This is a genomic window from Sulfitobacter sp. G5_S2_6_S6, from assembly GCF_054968505.1.
On the sequence record NZ_JBQKUI010000001.1, the window covers coordinates 166,471 to 184,477 of the forward strand.

Sequence of the window (18,007 nt, forward strand, 5' to 3'; positions counted from 1 at the left end):
CACGGGCGGCGCGTTCAGGGGCGCGGCTTGGGGCGCGTGGCATCCAGTGGTTTGCAATAGGATTGCTGCTTCAGCCATCGCGACATGTCCCGACGTTTCGCAGGGCTGCGCAACGGGCCCCAGTCCGCCGCGACACCACGCCCGCCGCGGCCATAGATCACTCCGTCACGGGGCACGGTGACCGCCATGATCCGCACAGCACAGCTCAGGTTCGCGGCCCCGTTCTGCAACCCCGCGCCCGTGCCGACGTTGCAGCCATAGCCGCGCGCGGTGGCAGGCAGGATCTGAAGCAACCCGTACCACAGACCGCCCCCCCCGACCGCGCGGGCCTTATAAGTACTCTCATGTTTCGCCAGCGCCGACATGAACCCGACCCAGAACGCCCTGCGGTCCGCGTCCGAGGCGGTGGGATAGGCCGGGCACCAGTCGTCGACGTCGGCGGGCACCATATCAACCAGGGGCTTGCCGTGGGACTTGAGCGCGGACAGCGCCGTGCGCGTCCAGACCGCATGCCCGCGCCGGTGCTGCCACCTTGTGCGCGGGATCACCCCGTTGCGCGCAGGCGGCGACACCTCGTAAAGATTGATCGGCGCGGCGGTCGCAAGGTCGGGGCCCGCTGTGCCACCATCTCCGGGCACGGCAGGCGCGGGTTCGATCGGCGCGGCGGCGGTCGGCGGCGTGGTGTCAGGATCAGGGACCGCGCTGCGGGCCACCGGGCGCAGGACATTCACCGTCTCGGCCGCCAACGGCAGCGCCACGCCACCGGACAGAAGCGCGACCATCACCGGCGCGAGAATCACCCGCCCCAGACCACCGCGCCGCATGCCGCTGCGGCGTGCTGTTATCTTTGCTGACATTCCTACTCCCCCAGTCGTATTCGCGCACAACATAGCGTGTTCCGCGCCATCGTCGCCGGTCTTTGAACAATCAGGCATTATTCAGCCTTAAAGCCGCGTTCAGACGCTTGGCAAATCCCAGACTAACCATCGCGATGCCATCTTGGTGCCTAATTATCCCGCCATTTTCAGTGGCAGAAGACGGGTTCATATAGGACTGGACAAACGATGCGGCACCTCAAGAATTTATTCAAACGCAAAAGCGTTCCGACGCTGCTGTTGGATTCTGACGATCTTGGCCAAACGCCGCGCAAGCAAGAACCCCGCCCGCACCCTCAGAAAACCGCGCAAACCGCCGTGCCGCGCCCGGATGCTGTACCGCCTTCGCCCCATGAAATGCTCAGCATCGACTGCCCTGATCCCACCGCCGAGGACCGTCTTTGCGATGAAAACCACCAGTTGGGCCAAGGCTTGGTGCGGCAAGAGAACTGGGCGGCGCTGTCAAAGGTGATCCGCGCGGCAGACGCTGATAGCACGCTCACCCCCGGGTCCATGCCTGTGGCCGAGCTGATCGCCTATGGTGCCCGCGCCGATGTGGTGATGGCGACAGAGCACGCGATCGAGGACGTGGACAGCGGCTTTGCAAAAGCCTTGCTGAGCGGGATCGAGGATTTCGAACATGTGCTGGACGAGCACCAAGACGATTACGTCGTCGCCTGCGTCGTGGCACAGGCGCATATCGACATCGGCTGGGCGTGGCGCGGCAAAGGCGAAAGCAACGTGCTGCCGCAACGCAACCGCTACGCCTGCATCGCCCATTTCGAGCGCGCCGGAGAGATCATCACCCCCTTCATAGCCCAGCATCCCATCAGCGCGCTTGTCGCGGCCACCTGCTGCGCCCATGCGAGCGGGCCGTTCAACCACCAAGGCGGGCTGCGCGAAAGCTACGAAAAGCTGATCATGCTCAACCCGCTGAACCCGCGCCCCATGCGCGCCTTGGGCAACCACCTGCTGCCGCGCCATCACGGCGGCTATTCAGAGCTTGAGCTTGAAGCCCGACGCACCGCCGCGCGGGTACAGAATGTCTGGGGGGCCGGTGGCTATACCTGGGTGATGTTTGACGCGATCTGCTCTGATGATACGGCCTGCGCCAATCTGGACGTTGACTATTTCATCGACGGCTTGCGCGACATCCTTGCGCATCACTCCACCGCCTATTTCGCGAACCTGCTGGCGGCCTATTGCGCCAATATGACCAGCTTTGGCGGCGGCGGAAACGAACGCGCCGACAGCATTCGCGCCCGCATCGGTGCCTGCACCGAATGGATCATCCGTGCGCATCTGACAGAATTGCACCCGATGATCTGGGCCCATGCCGCCCACGGCTTTGACAACAACCTGCGCATCCGGTCGCCGCATAAATTCGCCGCGTCGGGCCGCGAGGATGCGATGCAGGTGATGACCAGCCTGTTCCGGTCCGAGCTCGCCTCGGGGCAGCGGATCGTGTTCACCAGCAAGGGGCCACAGGCCACGCCTGCCTAAGATCGCCTTTGGGCAGCACCTCTTGGCCGGTCCGTGCGCGCATTGGCGCGGCCTGCCTCTTGCAGCACCCCGCCCCCTGTCTTATGACCAAGGCGTTCTGTTTCTGACGCCAAAGGTGCCCCCATGCTTGACCTGACCTATGACACCCCCAAAGTGCGCACCATTGCGGGTGCCAAACATGACTGGGAACTGGTCATCGGGATGGAGGTGCACGCGCAGGTTCTGTCGAACGCCAAGCTCTTTTCCGCCGCCTCGACCAAATTCGGGGCCGAGCCGAACAATAACGTCGCTTTCGTTGACGCGGCCATGCCCGGCATGCTGCCCACCATCAACGAATACTGTGTCGAACAGGCCGTGCGCACGGGTCTGGGCCTGAAGGCCGAGATCAACCTGCACAGCGCCTTTGACCGCAAGAACTATTTCTACCCCGACCTGCCACAGGGCTACCAGATCTCGCAGCTTTACCACCCCATTGTGGGCGAAGGTGAAGTGCTGGTGGAACTGGGCGACGGCACCGCGCGGCTGGTGCGCGTTGAACGCATCCACCTTGAACAGGATGCGGGCAAATCGATCCACGACATGGACCCGAACATGTCCTTCGTCGACCTGAACCGCACCGGTGTTGCGCTGATGGAGATCGTGAGCCGCCCCGACATCCGCGGCCCCGAAGAGGCAGCCGCCTATCTGACCAAACTGCGCCAGATCCTACGCTATCTGGGGACGTGCAATGGCGACATGCAGTCCGGTGCCATGCGCGCGGATGTGAACGTGTCGATCTGTCTGCCCGGTCAGTACGAAAAATATCAGGAAACGCAGGATTTCAGCCATCTGGGCACGCGCTGCGAGATCAAGAATATGAACTCCATGCGGTTCATCCAGCAAGCGATCGAGGTCGAGGCGAAACGCCAGATTGCCATCGTCGAGGCCGGTGGCGAAGTGGTGCAGGAAACCCGCCTGTTCGATCCGGACAAGCAGGAAACCCGCTCCATGCGCTCCAAGGAAGAAGCGCATGACTATCGCTATTTCCCCGACCCCGATCTGTTGCCTTTGGTGATCGAACAGGCGTGGGTGGACGACATCGGTGCCAACCTGCCCGAATTGCCTGACGCCAAGAAAGCGCGTTTCATCAACGACTTCGGCCTAAGCGACTATGACGCTTCGGTGCTGACCTCGGATCTGGACAGCGCAGGCTATTTCGAGGCGACCGCACAGGGTCGCGACGGCAAGATGGCGGCGAACTGGGTGATTAACGAACTGTTTGGCCGTCTCAAGAAAGACGAGAAAGCCATCACCGACAGCCCCGTCAGCCCTGCTCAGCTTGGCGGTGTGATTGATCTGATCGCCTCTGACGCGATTTCGGGCAAGATCGCCAAGGATCTGTTTGAAATCGTCTATACCGAAGGCGGCGATCCTGCGGTGATCGTTGAAGAGCGCGGGATGAAGCAGGTCACAGACACCAGCGCGATCGAGGCCGCCGTGGACGAGATCATCGCTGCGAACCCCGATCAGGTCGCCAAAGCGCGCGAGAATCCAAAGCTCGCCGGTTGGTTCGTCGGTCAGACGATGAAGGCCACGGGCGGCAAGGCGAACCCCAAAGCGGTCAACCAGATCGTCGCGCAAAAACTGAATGGCTAAGACATCGGGCCGGGGTTCACCAAACCCCGGCCCTTTTCTTGCCACGCTCCCCTCTCTGACATCCTGTGAAAGGTCATTTATGGAAACGCCCTTCCGGTCATCGCCGCGCATCGTTCAGCCCGAATGGATCGACTTTAACGGTCACCTGAACATGGCCTATTATTCGGTGCTTATGGATAACGCCGTCGATGATGCCTATCACCAGATCGGGTTTGGGCCAGAGTATCAGAAGACCGGCCACACCACCTATGTCGCTGAATTCCACATCTGCTATCTGCGCGAGCTGCACGAAGGGGCGTCGACCTATTGCACCTTCCAACTGCTCGACTTTGATGAAAAACGTTTCCATTCCTTCACGCAGCTTTGGCACGAGGACGGATGGCTTGCCGCCACGGGCGAGGCGCTGACGCTGCACATTGACCAGTCCGGCCCCCGTGTGGCCCCCATGCCCGCCAACCTCATGGCGCGGCTTGAGGCGATGAAAACAGCCCATGCCAGCTTGCCCTATCCTGAACAGGCGGGCCGCAAGATTGGTCTGAAACGCTGAGTGTATCCCGTTGCCCACCCCCGTATTGATTTGAAAGCCAGCCGTCATGCCACGCTATGAATACAAAGTTGTGCCCGCCCCGACCAAAGGGTTGAAAGCCAAGAACGTCAAAGGGGCCGAAGCGCGATTTTCTCATGCATTGCAAGAGCTTATGAACGGTCTTTCAGGGTATGGATGGGAATATCAACGCGCCGAGACCCTGCCGTCGATCGAACGCGCGGGCCTGACCGGCAGCACGACAGAGTGGCGCAATGTGCTGGTGTTTCGCCGCCTCCGCGAGGCCGAGCCCGAGGACCAAACAGCCCCGACAGAGCTGCTTCCCCCGCCGCAGCCCGACACGCACGACACGCCCAAGCCCGAAGCTGAAACCACCCAAGCAGAGGACGCAGGCGACGCGACCTATTTCGAGGATGAGCATGGCGAAACGAAAGACGACGGCAAGACCGCCGTGGTGGCCCCATCCCTGCTGAACGCGCTGGCGTCGCGCCGCAAATCAACCACCGTGAAAACGCGCGCCAAGCCAATCGCCACAGCCGCAGAGACCGCCCCGAAGACCGAGGCAGACACCACGGCCCCCGAAACGGAAACGGCAAAGACGGATAAGACGGCAGACTAGCCGCGAACTGTAACGCAGCGCTTAAACGTCGAGATCCAGCGCCAGCGCGTGAATACGACCAATCAGATCGGGGCCAAGCGCGCCATGCACGGCGCGATGCCGCGCAACACGGTTCAGCCCCTTGAAATGGGCCGACCGGATTTTCACATTAAAATGACTTTCGCCGCCCTCGCGATAGCCCCCGTGGCCGCGATGGCTTTCACTATCGTCAACGACGCTTAATTCCGACGGGGCGAACGCCTCTTCCAGCCGGTCGGCAATTTCTTGTGTCACTGACATTTTTTAGCTCAGCCCCCCTTCAATCTCACAGCCCAAGGTCTAAACTGACCGGCCTGAGTCGGAAAGGTCCATATCATGCCCAAAAGTGATCCCTTTGGATTCGACATGTCCGTGTCGTCTTCGAAAAAGAAAAATCCCCGTGGCCGTCGCGGGATGTCCGGTGCGTCCGAGACATCGCAACGCGTCTGTTCGCACGAAGGCTGCGAAGAACCGGGCAAGTACCGCGCGCCCAAAGCACCGGACGTGCTGGATGATTATTTCTGGTTCTGCCAGAAACACGTGCGCGAATATAACCTCAAGTGGAACTTCTTTGACGGCACCACAGAAGCCGAATTGAACGCCCAGCAGTCCAAGGACAAAGTGTGGGAGCGTACGACCAAGCCCCTTGGCGACCCCGAAGCACGGGCCTGGGCGCGTTTGGGCATCGAGGACCCGCATCAGGTTCTGGGCAAGAACGCGACGCAGAACCCCGGCAAAGGGCCTGCCGCCGGTCGCCGCCTGCCCCCCACGGAACGCCGCGCGCTCGAAATTCTGGAAGCCAAGGACACCTGGACCAAACCCGAGGTGCGCAAGGCCTATAAGGCGCTCATCAAGGTGCTCCACCCCGATATGAACGGCGGGGACCGCAGCCAGGAAGAGCAGCTGCAGCTCGTCGTCTGGGCTTGGGACCAGCTGAAGGGCAGCCGCAACTTCAAGGACTGACGCCGCGGCATTCCGGCGGGCCGAGGGCATCGGCAACCGCCTGTGACGGGCTTGAGAGCCATATAGATGGGGCGGTGCAGACAAATGCGCCGCCCCTTTTCCATGTGTCCCGGGGATTCGCGGTTTTGCCGCAGGTGCGAATTGCCCCTTTCCCTCGCGCTCAGGAAAGATATGTTGCCGTGGACGCCACCCTTGATCCGCAAGCGGTGCGCAAGACAGAAGCATGAAGGACGTACAGAATATGGCCGAGACCTCATTGGACCTCACAACCAAACCCACCAAAGAGATCTCCGTTCGCGAAGTCTTTGGCATCGACACCGACATGGTGGTGCATGGCTTTGAAGAACGTACAAGCCGCGTTCCCGATCTGGACAGCACCTATAAATTCGATCCCGACACCACGATGGCGATCCTTGCGGGGTTCAACCATAACCGCCGCGTGATGGTTCAGGGCTACCACGGGACGGGCAAGTCCACCCACATCGAACAGGTGGCAAGCCTGCTGAACTGGCCCTGTGTCCGCGTCAACCTTGATAGCCACATCAGCCGGATCGACCTGATCGGGAAAGACGCGATCAAGCTGAAAGACGGCAAGCAGGTCACGGATTTTCAGGAAGGCATCCTGCCCTGGGCCCTGCGCAACCCCACAGCGATCGTGTTTGATGAATATGACGCGGGCCGCGCCGATGTGATGTTCGTGATCCAGCGCGTGCTGGAAGTCGACGGCAAGCTGACGCTGCTGGACCAGAACCAGGTGATCGAACCCCACCCCTATTTCCGCATCTTCGCGACCGCGAACACGGTGGGTCTGGGCGACACCACGGGTCTTTACCACGGCACGCAGCAGATCAACCAAGGCCAGATGGACCGTTGGTCGCTGGTGGCGACGTTGAACTATCTGAGCATCGACGCCGAAACCCAGATCGTTCTGTCGAAGAACCCGCATTACAACACCGAAAAAGGCCGCAAGACGATCAAACAGATGGTCACCGTCGCCGACCTGACGCGCACCGCCTTCATGAATGGCGAACTCTCGACCGTTATGTCGCCGCGGACCGTGATTGCCTGGGCCCAGAACGCCGAGATTTTCCGCGACGTGGGCTATGCCTTCCGCCTGTCGTTCCTCAACAAATGTGATGAACTTGAACGCCAGACCGTGGCCGAATTCTATCAGCGTCTGTTCGACGAAGAGCTACCGGAATCCGCCGCCAGCCTGAGCCTTGGCTAAGCTACGATCCACCCCGTGCCCGCGTTGGCAGGGATGAAGAACAAGACGTCCACCGGCAGCTTGGTCGGTGGACGACAGTCTGACCGCAGCGCCCCGTTTCGTGTGGCCGCGGTGACCAAAGCCGCAGGTCGGCCGCACTCGGATGGGAGAATGACATGAGCAAACAATCAGATAACCCCGCCGACGCGTTCAAAAAGGCTTTGGCCGAAGCGACCAAGGTCATGTCGAACGATCCTGACCTCACGGTCAGTTATTCCGTTGATCCGTCGGGGCTAAGCGGGGATTCCATGCGCCTGCCGCAGGTCAGCCGCCGCATGACCCGCGAGGAAGTCTTGCTGGCCCGCGGCACCGCTGACGCGCTGGCGCTGAACCGGCGCTATCACAACGGCCAGACCCACGCGAAATACATGCCCGCCGGTGACATGGCCCGCGATCTTTATGAAGCGATGGAAACCGCCCGTTGCGAAGCCGTAGGTGCCCGCGACATGCCCGGCACCGCGGGCAATATCGACGCGAAGATCAAATACGACTCCCTGCGCAAGGGCTATGATCAGGCCAAGCAGCCCTCGGACGTGCCTTTGGCGACGGCGGCAGGCTATCTGGTGCGCCATCTGGCGACGGGGCGTGACATGCCCGCCGGTGCCGCCAACGCGATGGAGCTGTGGCGTGGCTATATCGAGGATCAGGCCGGTGGCACGCTCGAGACGTTGAACGACACGCTGGATGATCAGGCCGCATTTGCCCGCTTTGCGCGCAAGATGATCGTTGATCTGGGCTACGGCGATCAGCTGGGCGATGACCCCGATCAAGGCGACGACGACCAAGACAGCGCCGAGGAAGAAGGCACCGAAGAAGAGCAAGAGCCCGATAGCACCGGTCAGGACGAACAGGACGACGACGAGGCAGAAGCCTCGCCCGAGCAGTCGCAAGAGCAACAGCAGGATGAATCGCAGGCGCAGGTGTCGATGGATGACACCGCCGATCAGGAGCTTGGCGAAGAGGCCGAGATGCCCGATGGCGACGCCCCGATGGAGCCGCCCGCCCCGCCGCAAGCCTCGGACGCGGACCCGAATTATCTGGTGTACCAGACAGATCATGACGAGGTGATCGGGGCCGAAGACCTTGCCGAACCGGCAGAGCTTGAACGCCTGCGCGCCTATCTGGATCAACAGCTTGAACCGCTGAAAGGCGCGGTCAGCCGTCTGGCCAACAAGCTGCAACGTCGCTTGCAGGCGCAGCAGAACCGGTCGTGGGAATTCGACCTAGAGGAAGGCACACTGGATGCCGGCCGTCTGGCCCGTGTCGTGGCCAACCCCACAACGCCGCTGTCATTCAAGGTCGAACAGGACACTGAATTCCGCGACACCTGTGTGACCTTGCTGCTGGATAACTCCGGCTCGATGCGCGGGCGGCCGATTTCCATCGCCGCAATCTGCGCCGATGTTCTGGCCCGCACGCTGGAGCGTTGCAACGTCAAGGTCGAGATCCTGGGCTTTACCACCCGCGCCTGGAAAGGCGGCCAAGCCCGCGAGGCCTGGTTGAACGACGGCCGTCCGGTCCAGCCGGGCCGTCTGAATGACCTGCGCCACATCATCTATAAATCCGCCGACGCCCCCTGGCGGCGCACGCGGCCCAATCTAGGGCTGATGATGAAGGAAGGCTTGCTGAAAGAGAACATCGACGGGGAGGCGCTGGAATGGGCGCACCGCCGGATGATCGCCCGCCACGAGGCGCGCAAGATCCTGATGGTGATCAGCGACGGTGCGCCTGTGGACGACAGCACCCTATCGGTGAACCCTGCGAATTATCTGGAAAAACACCTGCGCGACGTGATCGCCATGGTCGAGAAACGCAAGGCGGTGGAACTGCTGGCCATCGGTATCGGCCACGACGTCACCCGCTATTATGACCGCGCCGTCACGATCACCGATGTCGACCAGCTGGCCGGTGCGATGACCGAACAGCTGGCGGCGCTGTTTGATACCGATCCCCGCGCGCGGGCCCGTGTCATGGGCATGCGCCGCGCAAGCTGAGGGTAAGGGACGCTCCGCGGGGAGTTTTAAGAGCAAAATGAAGAATGGGGTGGGGATATGTTTCAATCGTTCGAGGTAACCTCGCGGCCGGAACAAGGGCCGCCACGGCTGGCGGCGCTGCGCAAAGAGCTGGAGGCAGAGGCGCTTGACGGGTTTCTGGTGCCCCGCGCCGACGCGCATCAAGGTGAATATGTTGCCCCCCGTGACGATCGCTTGAAATGGCTCACGGGGTTCACCGGATCGGCCGGCTTCTGTGCCGCTTTGCGCGATGTTGCGGGCGTGTTTATCGATGGGCGCTATCGCACGCAGGTCAAGGCGCAGGTGGCGGATGTCTATACGCCCGTGGCCTGGCCCGAAGTCTCGCTGGCCGAATGGCTGCGCGCACAGCTGCCTCAGGGTGGCGTTATCGGCTTTGATCCCTGGCTGCATGCCGCCGGGCAGATCGCCCAGCTTGAGGACGCCTTGGACGGCAGCGGCATCACGCTGCGCCGCACCGATAATCTGGTCGACCGCATCTGGGAGGACCAGCCCGCCCCGCCCATGAACCCCGCCAAGGTCCACCCGATCGGCTATGCGGGCGAGGCCCATGGCGATAAGATCGCGCGGCTGGCCGAAGGGCTGCGCGACAAAGGCCGTGGGGCCGCCGTGATCACCCTGCCCGACAGCCTGTGTTGGCTGCTGAACATCCGCGGGTCCGATATCGCGCGAAATCCGGTCGTGCATGGCTTTGCCGTGCTGCACAGCGCGGGTCACGTGGACGCGTTCGTCGCTCCCTCCAAGCTGGAGGGGCTTGAGGCGCATTTGGGCGCGCATGTGACCCTGCATGCGCCAGAGGCGTTTTTGGATGCGCTTGGCGACCTGTCGGGCCCCGTGCTGGTCGAGAAGGCCACCGTGCCTGTGGCTGTTTGGGACGCTTTGGGCGACAGGGTCGTCTGGGGCGACGACCCCTGCGCCCTGCCCAAGGCCCGCAAGAACGCGGCGGAGATCGAAGGCTCTGTCGCGGCGCATTTGCGCGACGGGGCGGCCTTGGTCGAGGTGCTGGCTTGGCTGGACGCGCAGCCTGCGGGCAGCGTGACGGAGACGCAAGTGGTGACCCAGCTGGAGACCGCACGCCGCCGTGATCCGGCCTTGCAAGAGATCAGCTTTGAAACCATTGCCGGGACCGGCCCCAATGGTGCGATCATGCATTACCGCGTGACCGAGGACACCGATAGTCTTTTGCAAGACGGGCATCTGCTGGTGCTGGATTCGGGCGGGCAATATCTGGATGGCACCACCGACATCACCCGCACCATCGCCATCGGCACGCCGCCGGTCGAGGCGAAAGAGGCGTTTACCCGTGTGCTGAACGGTTTGATCGCCATGAGCCGTCTGCGCTGGCCCCAAGGGCTGGCCGGGCGGGATATCGAGGCAGTGGGGCGTTTGCCGCTTTGGATGGCGGGGCAGGATTTCGATCACGGGCTGGGCCATGGCGTCGGGGCCTATCTTAGCGTGCACGAAGGGCCGCAACGCCTCAGCAAGCTCAGCACGGTGCCCCTGTCCGAAGGGATGATCCTGAGCATCGAGCCCGGCTATTACCGCGAGGGGGCCTTTGGCATCCGGCTGGAAAACCTTGCCGTGGTGCGGTCTGCGCCTGATCTGCCGGGCGGGGACGCGCATCGCGCCATGCTGTCGTGGGAGACGCTGAGCTTTGCGCCCATCGACACGCGGCTGATCGTGCCGCAGATGCTGACCCAAGATGCGCGAGACTGGCTGAACGCCTATCATCGCGACGTTGCGGAAAAGATCGGGCCGCGGCTATCACCGGTTGCGAAACTGTGGTTGGATGCGGCAACAGCGCCGGTTTGAGCGCGATATATTTCAGTTCATTCAGGGAGGACGGTCAGCAATGGCAGACCATATCAAGATATTGAAGTCGAACGGAACATGGACGGTGCGCGCAGGGGGCGCGGTACTGGCCGAAACACGTAATGCGCTTGAGCTGCGCGAAGGCGACCACGACGCGGTGATCTATATCCCCCGTTCGGATATCGCCATGGCGTTTCTGGACAAGACCGACAAGACCACCCACTGCCCGCACAAGGGCGATGCGCATTATTTCTCGGTCGTGACCAAAAGCCGGACGTTGGAAAACGTGGCATGGTCCTACGAGGACCCCAGCGAGGATGTCGCCGAGATCAAGGGCCATCTGGCCTTCTACCAGTTGCCCGAGGTTGCGGTAGAACAAATCTAGGGCCCCCGAAAGGGCCCTGGAAATTCACGATTGAAGCAAAGGGGGGCTGCGGCCCCTCTTATGCGTTCAGCAGCCAGCTTGTGTCCGCGCTGAGATCGGCGGCGCTGGTGTTTTGCACGATCACCACGACATTGCCGTTGACCACAAGTTCACTGTCGGTGCCATTGGCCGCGGCGCGGATTTCGAACATCCCGTCACCGGGGGCAAATTGAGCAGGCGAGCCTTGGGTTTCCTGCAGGTACAGCCCGTCTTCGGCGAGATTAAAGTCGGTCACGATGACCGGGGCTTTGCCCACTTGATCATAGCCGATGGCATTGATCACATCGGCCCCTTCGCCCCCTGTCACAGTATCGCCGTCGTTGGCGCTGATGGTGTCGTTGCCATCGCCCCCCAGCACGACATCTGCCAGCGTATCGGTATCGCCCGACACATTGCCGTCGAGGTTGAAGTCGAACGCGCGGATCACATCGTCACCGGCACCGCCGTCGATACTGTCGGTCCCCAGCCCCGAGATCAAAAAGTCATTCCCCGCCCCGCCGTTCAACGTGTCGTCACCCATGCCGCCGAACAGCGCGTCATTGCCAGCGTCGCCATCAATCAGGTCGTCGCCCCTGTTGCCCGCCAGCTTGTCCGGCCCCTCGCCGCCGGAAAGCGTGTCATTGCCGGGGCCTGCGTTGATCGTATCAGCACCTGCGTCGCCAGACAGCGCATCATTGCCACTGCCGCCGTTGATCAGATCGCTTTGGGTGCCGCCGCTGATCACATCGTCGCCGCCATTGCCATTCAGCGTGTCGTTCAACCCGCCCCCCATCAACGTGTCGTTCCCGATGTTGCCGTTGAGCAGGTCGTTGCCGCCCTGCCCGTCGAGCATATCATCGCCCGCCAACCCGCTCAGCGTATCGCTGCCAACCCCGCCCATCAGCGTGTCATTGCCCTGCCCGCCGCTGAGCCCGTCGTTGCCTTCGTTGCCCATCAGGATGTCGTCGCCGTCGTTCCCTTCGATGTAGTCAAAGCCTTCGCCACCGCTTAGCGTGTCATTGCCGCGCCCCCCCAGCACGGTATCCGCGCCAAAGTTGCCCTGGGCGTCGTCTTCGCCGGACCCGCCGTTGACCAGATCGTTGTTGGTGCCACCGCGCAGCACGTCATCGCCGGAACCGCCAAAGAGCGTGTCCATCAGCCCGCCGCCCAAAAGCGTATCATTATCGGCCCCGCCATCCAGATTGTCGGACCCGAGCCCGCCCACGAGGGAATCTGCACCGCCAAAGCCGCCAAGGCTGTCGTCGCCGCTACCGCCGATCAGGGTGTCGTTATCGGCACCGCCATCAAGCGTATCGCTGCCGTTGTTCCCGTTGAGCAGATCATCACCCAGACCACCGCGCAGCATATCGCTGCCCTGCCCGCCGGACAGGTCATCGGTGCCCCCGAAGCCTGAAAGACTGTCGGCACCGTTCCCGCCCAGCAATGTGTCGGCACCCGGCCCGCCGTTGACGGTATCGCGCCCCTCTTCGCCATTGCCAAGATTGTCGCCACCGCCAAGGTTCAGCAGGTCATTGCCCGCGCCGCCCTGCACCGTGTCATCGCCGCCAAAGCCGTTTACCGTGTCGTCACCGCCAAACGCGTCGATGTCATCATCCGCGCCCGTGCCCGTGACCAGATCAGGGCCGTTGGTGCCCTGCTGCGTGGCGATCTGCGGGTCTGTCACCTCGGGCTCTGCCACGTCTTGCATGTCGTCATTGGTATCGTCGTCATCGCTGTCGCTGCCAATCAATCCCGCAAATCCCAAAAGCGCGAGCGCTGGTAGTAAAGTCAATCCAAGCATGTTCAAATCCCCCTAAGCTATACCCAGAGTGTAGCTTACGCTGAGGAACGCAAGAAAGACAAATTACCGCCGCATTTCAGACACATTTCAATATTTAGGACAGTTCAGCCCTGCCGCACCTACTGTCGCGTATGAAGCGACAATCAGGAGTGTTCCTCGGCCGCTGTCTCGGCCAGGGCGCGGTTATAGGCCTTAAGCGCATCCACATGGAACAGCGCGCCCAGCAGTTCGGGCGGCGATTCGGGCTTGAGCGTGACCACGGGAATAAACGCCGCGCCGGTCTGCTCGAAAATCGGCATCGCGGCCTCAAGCGTGGCGGTGCCGTCGATATAGGTACCCTCGCCGATCAGATCCCAGCAGGTTTCTTCGTTCGCAGCGCGCAGGTCGTCGGGGCGGCGCATGATGCGGCCGACCATGAACATGCCCAGCAGATAGGCCTGAGGACCGGCGGCAAGGTGGATACCGCGGCGTTCCATCTGCGTCAGGAAAAAGCTGCGGTGCACCAGACGCGAGGCAAGCGCGGTCGACATGCTCACAGCGACCATCACCGCCAGACCTGTCTGCCAGTCTCCGGTCAGTTCGAATACAATCAAGGTGGTAGAGATCGGCGCCCCCAGCACGGCAGCTGCCACCGCGCCCATGCCCGCCAGCGCATAAAGCGACGTGGCCCCCGACATCGTGGGAAAGACGCCCGTGGCAATCAACCCGAAGGCCAGCCCCGTCAGCGCCCCCAACATCAGCGAGGGCGAAAACACCCCGCCGCCCATCCGCCCGCCGAGAGTGATCGACACCGCGATGATCTTGAGCACGGCAAAGACAACGGCTTCGTGCAGGATCATATCACCGCTTAACGCGCGGGTCGTCGTCTCGTATCCGACGCCGATGATATGCGGGAACCATAGTGCAATCACGCCAAGGATTGCCCCTGCCACGGCAGGGCGCAAGTAACGCGGCAGCTTGCTGCGGGCCTGTATGAAGTTGCCGAAATCCTCGGCCCAGAAGATACCGCGCATGAGAAACACTGCCACCACGCCGCAGGTCAGCCCCAGCAGCAGGAAGGCGGGCAGCTCGGCATAGAAGGACATATCGCCCACGGTGGGCAGGGCAAATTCGGTCAGACCGCCGAATTCCAACCGGTTGATTACAGTGCCCGCGGCCGACGCGATCACGATGGGGGCAAAGGCGTGCACGGCAAAGTGGCGCAGCACGATCTCGAGCGCGAAAAGCGCCCCTGCGATCGGGGCATTGAAGCTGGCAGAGACGGCCGCCGCAACGGCGCAGCCCAGCAGGTCACGACCGGTAATACCGCTGGCATTGATCCGGCGGCTCACCAGGGTCGAGATCACGCCCGCAAGGTGGACCACCGGCCCTTCTCGCCCTGAGGATCCGCCGGTGCTCAGCGTGATCAGCGAGGCCAGCGCCGACGCAATACCGGCCCGTGTTTCCACCCGACCTTCATGCAATGCCGCGCCAAGGATCACATCGCCGACGCTGCGCACACGGGCATCTCGGGTGAAATTATGCAAGATCAGCCCCACGGTCAGCCCGCCGATGGTGGGGATCAGAACGACCCAATACCAGTCAAGGCTGCCGATAAAACTATGCAGGTGCTGCACATCTTCGGTGCCATAAAGAAACGCCTGTAGTGCGTTGATCCCTTTGCGAAAAAACAGCGCGGCAAAGCCTGCCGAGATGCCGATTGCAAGCGCGATGAACCAGAAGGTGACCTTGCCCGGCCCTTTTTCACGCAACACATCCCACCCCAAACGCGCATGGTTGCACAACGTGTCATACTGCTGGTTCAGAAAGGGGCGCGGTTTCAAAGGCATGGCGGCTTTGCTGTCAGGGTTTACCCATGTCTAGGACAGAGCTGCCTGCGTTAAAACCCCTGCAATCAAGACTGTGCCGCTAGCTGGCGAATTCTTCGCCCAAAAGCTCGCGCGCGGCGGCGCGTGCGGCCTCGGTAATCGTATCCCCAGCCAGCATCCGCGCAACCTCGTCCACGCGTTCCGGCGCTGACAGCGGCGTAACGGTCGATAGGGTCATGCCCTTGGACACGGCCTTGGACACACGCCAGTGATGCGCGCCCAAAGCGGCGACCTGGGGGGAGTGGGTGACAACAAGCACCTGCCCGCCCTGCGACAGCGCCGCCAGACGACGCCCCACCGCATCGGCAGTCGCACCGCCGACACCCCGGTCGATTTCGTCAAAGATCATCGTCAGGCCGGTTTGCCCCTTGGCCAGACAGACCTTGAGCGCGAGCAGAAAGCGGCTGAGCTCCCCGCCCGATGCGATCTTGCCAAGTGGGCCCGCAGGCGCGCCGGGGTTGGTGGCCACGGTAAAGGACACCGCATCGCGGCCTTCCGGTCCGGGCGTTTCCTCGGTGATCTGCGTGGCAAAAACCGCGCGCTCCATCTTGAGCGGGGCAAGCTCTGCCGCGACGGCCTTGTCCAGCTTGCCCGCTTTCTTGCGGCGCGCGTCGGTCAGGGCGTCGGCTGCGGCATCATAGGCGGCTTGGGCGTCGCGCACGGCTTTCTCCAGGCCCGCCTGTGCGGCCTCGCCTGCGTCCAGCGCGTCCAGCTTGCCGCGCAGCGTCTCGGCAAAGCCCGCCAGATCGTCGGCCAGCACCTCGTGCTTGCGGGCCATGGCGCGGATCGCAAAGAGGCGCTCTTCGGTTTCTTCCAGCTCGATCGGGTTGAACGACATGGTGTCGATGGCGGCGACCACGCCTTCCATCGCCTCGTCCAATTCGACCATCGCACGGGAAAGCGCGGCCATCGGGGCCTCTAGCGCGCCGTCGGCTTTATGGGCCACCCCGTCGAGCCAGCGCAGGGCGTCGCCCAGCTGTGTCTCGGCCCCGCCCTGCCCCATCATCTCGTAGGCGTTGACCACATCGCTGCGGATCTTTTCGGCGCTTTGCATCAGGCGCCGGCGCGCGTCGAGCTGTTCTTCCTCGCCCGCTTGCGGGCCCAGCTTGTCCAGCTCTGCCACGGCGTGGCGCAGGTATTCTTCTTCGGCGGCAATCGCCTCGCGCTCGGCGGCGGCCTGTTTGGCTGCCTTGCGCGCAGCAGCCAAGGCAGACCACGCCTGACGCACCTTGTCGCGCAGCGGGGCGGTGCCCGCGAATTCATCCAGAATGGCGCGGTGGCCCTTAGGGTCAAGCAACCCGCGGTCATCATGCTGGCCGTGCAATTCGACCAGCGTTTCCGACAGCGCGCGCAGCACCTCGCCCGAGCAGCGGCGGTCATTGACCCAAGCCGTTTTGCGCCCGTCAGACCCGTTGATACGGCGCAAGATCAGTTCGCCCCCGCCGGGCAGGCCCGCCTCTTCCAGCACCGCGTGGGCGGCGTGACCTTCGGGCAGGTCGAACCACGCCGTGACCTCGCCCTGAGACGCGCCCTGACGCACCAGATCGGCGCGCCCGCGCCAGCCCAGTACAAACCCGAGACTATCGAGCAAGATCGATTTACCCGCCCCGGTTTCGCCGGTCAGAACGTTCAAACCCGGCTGAAACGCAAGTTCCAGCCGGTCGATGATCAGCATATCCGAAATATCTAGGCCGCGTAGCATGGGTCACTATCCGTGTGGGCCGTCAAAAGGCGCTTGGGTCAGATCCATTCGCCCTTGATCGTTTGGCGGTAGATCGCGGTCAACCAGTTATCGCCGAAGGACTTCATTTCAAGACCCTGACCGGTCAGCAGCTTATAGCTTGCCTCGTACCATTCGGTGGACTGGTAGTTGTGCCCCAGAATGGCACCTGCGGTCTGCGCCTCGTCCGTGAGACCCAGCGACAGATACGCCTCTACCAGACGGTGCAGCGCCTCGGCGGTGTGGGTGGTTGTCTGGAAATCCTCGACCACGACGCGGAAGCGGTTGATCGACGCGGTATAGTGTTTGCGACGCAGATAATAGCGCCCCACTTCCATTTCCTTGCCCGCCAGATGGTCAAAGGCCAGATCGAATTTCAGCACGGAAGACCGCGCATATTCGCTGTCTGGATAATCCTCGATCACGCGACGCAGCGCTTGCAGCGCCTGAAAGGTCAGCCCTTGGTCGCGGCCAACTTCGTCGATCTGGTCGTAATAGCTTAGCGCGAGAAGGTAGCTTGCATAGGACGCGTCATCATCATCGGGGAAGAAATCAATATAGCGCTGCGCGGCAGAGCGGCTATTGGGGTAATCCTGATCCTGATGATAGGCGAAAGCCTGCATGATCAGCGCCCGCTTGGCCCATTCGGAATAGGGGTACAGGCGTTCGATCTCGGAGAAATATTCAGCGGCTTCAGCAGGGCGTTTGCGGTTCAGTTCAAATTCGCCACGCTCGTAAATCTGCTCGGCCGAGTATGTTTCAAGCGGAATTTCCTGAGGGTTGAAGAAGCTGTTGGTCGTCCGACCCGTGTCCTGAGCACCACCGCACGCGCCAAGAACGCCCGCCAAAAGCACCGCACCGACCACCCGCTTGCGCGACATCGTACCCGTCATGCGTTTCACCCTCGCTTTAAACTCTGCGTCACGTTTCACGATACGCCTTTGCCCGT

15 protein-coding genes are annotated in these 18,007 nt (G+C 62.3%); 9 read left to right on the forward strand and 6 right to left on the reverse strand.

What is annotated here, in order from left to right; translation table 11 throughout:
• Positions 1 to 14: 14 nt before the first annotated feature.
• A complete protein-coding gene (locus ACTRWK_RS00740) occupies positions 15 to 857 on the reverse strand; it encodes a transglycosylase SLT domain-containing protein (protein ID WP_289081292.1) in 843 nt (280 codons plus the stop codon).
• Positions 858 to 1,064: 207 nt separating this feature from the next.
• On the opposite strand from ACTRWK_RS00740, the gene ACTRWK_RS00745 reads away from it, so the two are divergent.
• The 4 genes from ACTRWK_RS00745 to ACTRWK_RS00760 all read left to right on the forward strand — a co-directional run bounded on the left by ACTRWK_RS00745 (position 1,065) and on the right by ACTRWK_RS00760 (position 5,176).
• Positions 1,065 to 2,378 carry a hypothetical protein gene (locus ACTRWK_RS00745; protein WP_289081291.1) on the forward strand — a complete coding sequence of 438 codons (1,314 nt, stop codon included), beginning with the start codon at positions 1,065 to 1,067 and terminating at the stop codon, positions 2,376 to 2,378.
• A 123-nt stretch (positions 2,379 to 2,501) separates the two neighbouring features.
• The gene (gene gatB, locus ACTRWK_RS00750; RefSeq protein ID WP_005854083.1) at positions 2,502 to 4,013 is read left to right on the forward strand and encodes an Asp-tRNA(Asn)/Glu-tRNA(Gln) amidotransferase subunit GatB; all 1,512 of its coding nucleotides are present in this window, start codon (positions 2,502 to 2,504) and stop codon (positions 4,011 to 4,013) included.
• Positions 4,014 to 4,092: 79 nt separating this feature from the next.
• The gene (locus tag ACTRWK_RS00755; RefSeq protein ID WP_289081290.1) at positions 4,093 to 4,560 is read left to right on the forward strand and encodes a thioesterase family protein; all 468 of its coding nucleotides are present in this window, start codon (positions 4,093 to 4,095) and stop codon (positions 4,558 to 4,560) included.
• 46 nt (positions 4,561 to 4,606) lie between these two features.
• Positions 4,607 to 5,176 carry a hypothetical protein gene (locus tag ACTRWK_RS00760; protein ID WP_289081289.1) on the forward strand — a complete coding sequence of 190 codons (570 nt, stop codon included), beginning with the start codon at positions 4,607 to 4,609 and terminating at the stop codon, positions 5,174 to 5,176.
• Between the two features lie 21 nt (positions 5,177 to 5,197).
• Here ACTRWK_RS00760 and ACTRWK_RS00765 read toward each other — a convergent pair whose 3' ends face one another.
• On the reverse strand, positions 5,198 to 5,455 hold the full coding sequence (locus ACTRWK_RS00765) for a BolA family protein (protein WP_005854089.1): 258 nt from the start codon (positions 5,453 to 5,455) through the stop codon (positions 5,198 to 5,200).
• Between the two features lie 75 nt (positions 5,456 to 5,530).
• Between ACTRWK_RS00765 and ACTRWK_RS00770 the strand changes: the two genes are divergently transcribed.
• The 5 genes from ACTRWK_RS00770 to ACTRWK_RS00790 all read left to right on the forward strand — a co-directional run bounded on the left by ACTRWK_RS00770 (position 5,531) and on the right by ACTRWK_RS00790 (position 11,651).
• On the forward strand, positions 5,531 to 6,157 hold the full coding sequence (locus tag ACTRWK_RS00770; protein ID WP_005854091.1) for a J domain-containing protein: 627 nt from the start codon (positions 5,531 to 5,533) through the stop codon (positions 6,155 to 6,157).
• 241 nt (positions 6,158 to 6,398) lie between these two features.
• The gene (gene cobS / locus ACTRWK_RS00775) at positions 6,399 to 7,385 is read left to right on the forward strand and encodes a cobaltochelatase subunit CobS (RefSeq protein ID WP_005854093.1); all 987 of its coding nucleotides are present in this window, start codon (positions 6,399 to 6,401) and stop codon (positions 7,383 to 7,385) included.
• 155 nt (positions 7,386 to 7,540) lie between these two features.
• On the forward strand, positions 7,541 to 9,418 hold the full coding sequence (gene cobT / locus ACTRWK_RS00780; protein WP_009824911.1) for a cobaltochelatase subunit CobT: 1,878 nt from the start codon (positions 7,541 to 7,543) through the stop codon (positions 9,416 to 9,418).
• Between the two features lie 57 nt (positions 9,419 to 9,475).
• A complete protein-coding gene (locus ACTRWK_RS00785; protein WP_037944507.1) occupies positions 9,476 to 11,266 on the forward strand; it encodes an aminopeptidase P family protein in 1,791 nt (596 codons plus the stop codon).
• A gap of 40 nt (positions 11,267 to 11,306) precedes the next feature.
• On the forward strand, positions 11,307 to 11,651 hold the full coding sequence (locus tag ACTRWK_RS00790) for a DUF427 domain-containing protein (protein ID WP_005854099.1): 345 nt from the start codon (positions 11,307 to 11,309) through the stop codon (positions 11,649 to 11,651).
• A 58-nt stretch (positions 11,652 to 11,709) separates the two neighbouring features.
• Here the strand turns inward: ACTRWK_RS00790 and ACTRWK_RS00795 are convergent, their stop codons facing one another.
• The 4 genes from ACTRWK_RS00795 to ACTRWK_RS00810 all read right to left on the reverse strand — a co-directional run bounded on the left by ACTRWK_RS00795 (position 11,710) and on the right by ACTRWK_RS00810 (position 17,951).
• A complete protein-coding gene (locus tag ACTRWK_RS00795; RefSeq protein WP_462843752.1) occupies positions 11,710 to 13,470 on the reverse strand; it encodes a calcium-binding protein in 1,761 nt (586 codons plus the stop codon).
• 143 nt (positions 13,471 to 13,613) lie between these two features.
• Complete coding sequence (locus tag ACTRWK_RS00800) at positions 13,614 to 15,299, reverse strand: chloride channel protein (protein ID WP_005854103.1); 1,686 nt, start codon at positions 15,297 to 15,299, stop codon at positions 13,614 to 13,616.
• Positions 15,300 to 15,378: 79 nt separating this feature from the next.
• Positions 15,379 to 17,040, reverse strand: a complete 1,662-nt coding sequence (recN, locus tag ACTRWK_RS00805) for a DNA repair protein RecN (RefSeq protein ID WP_289081286.1) — start codon at positions 17,038 to 17,040, stop codon at positions 15,379 to 15,381.
• Positions 17,041 to 17,078: 38 nt separating this feature from the next.
• Positions 17,079 to 17,951, reverse strand: coding sequence for an outer membrane protein assembly factor BamD (locus ACTRWK_RS00810; RefSeq protein ID WP_005854107.1), 873 nt, complete (start codon positions 17,949 to 17,951; stop codon positions 17,079 to 17,081).
• Positions 17,952 to 18,007 lie beyond the last annotated feature (56 nt).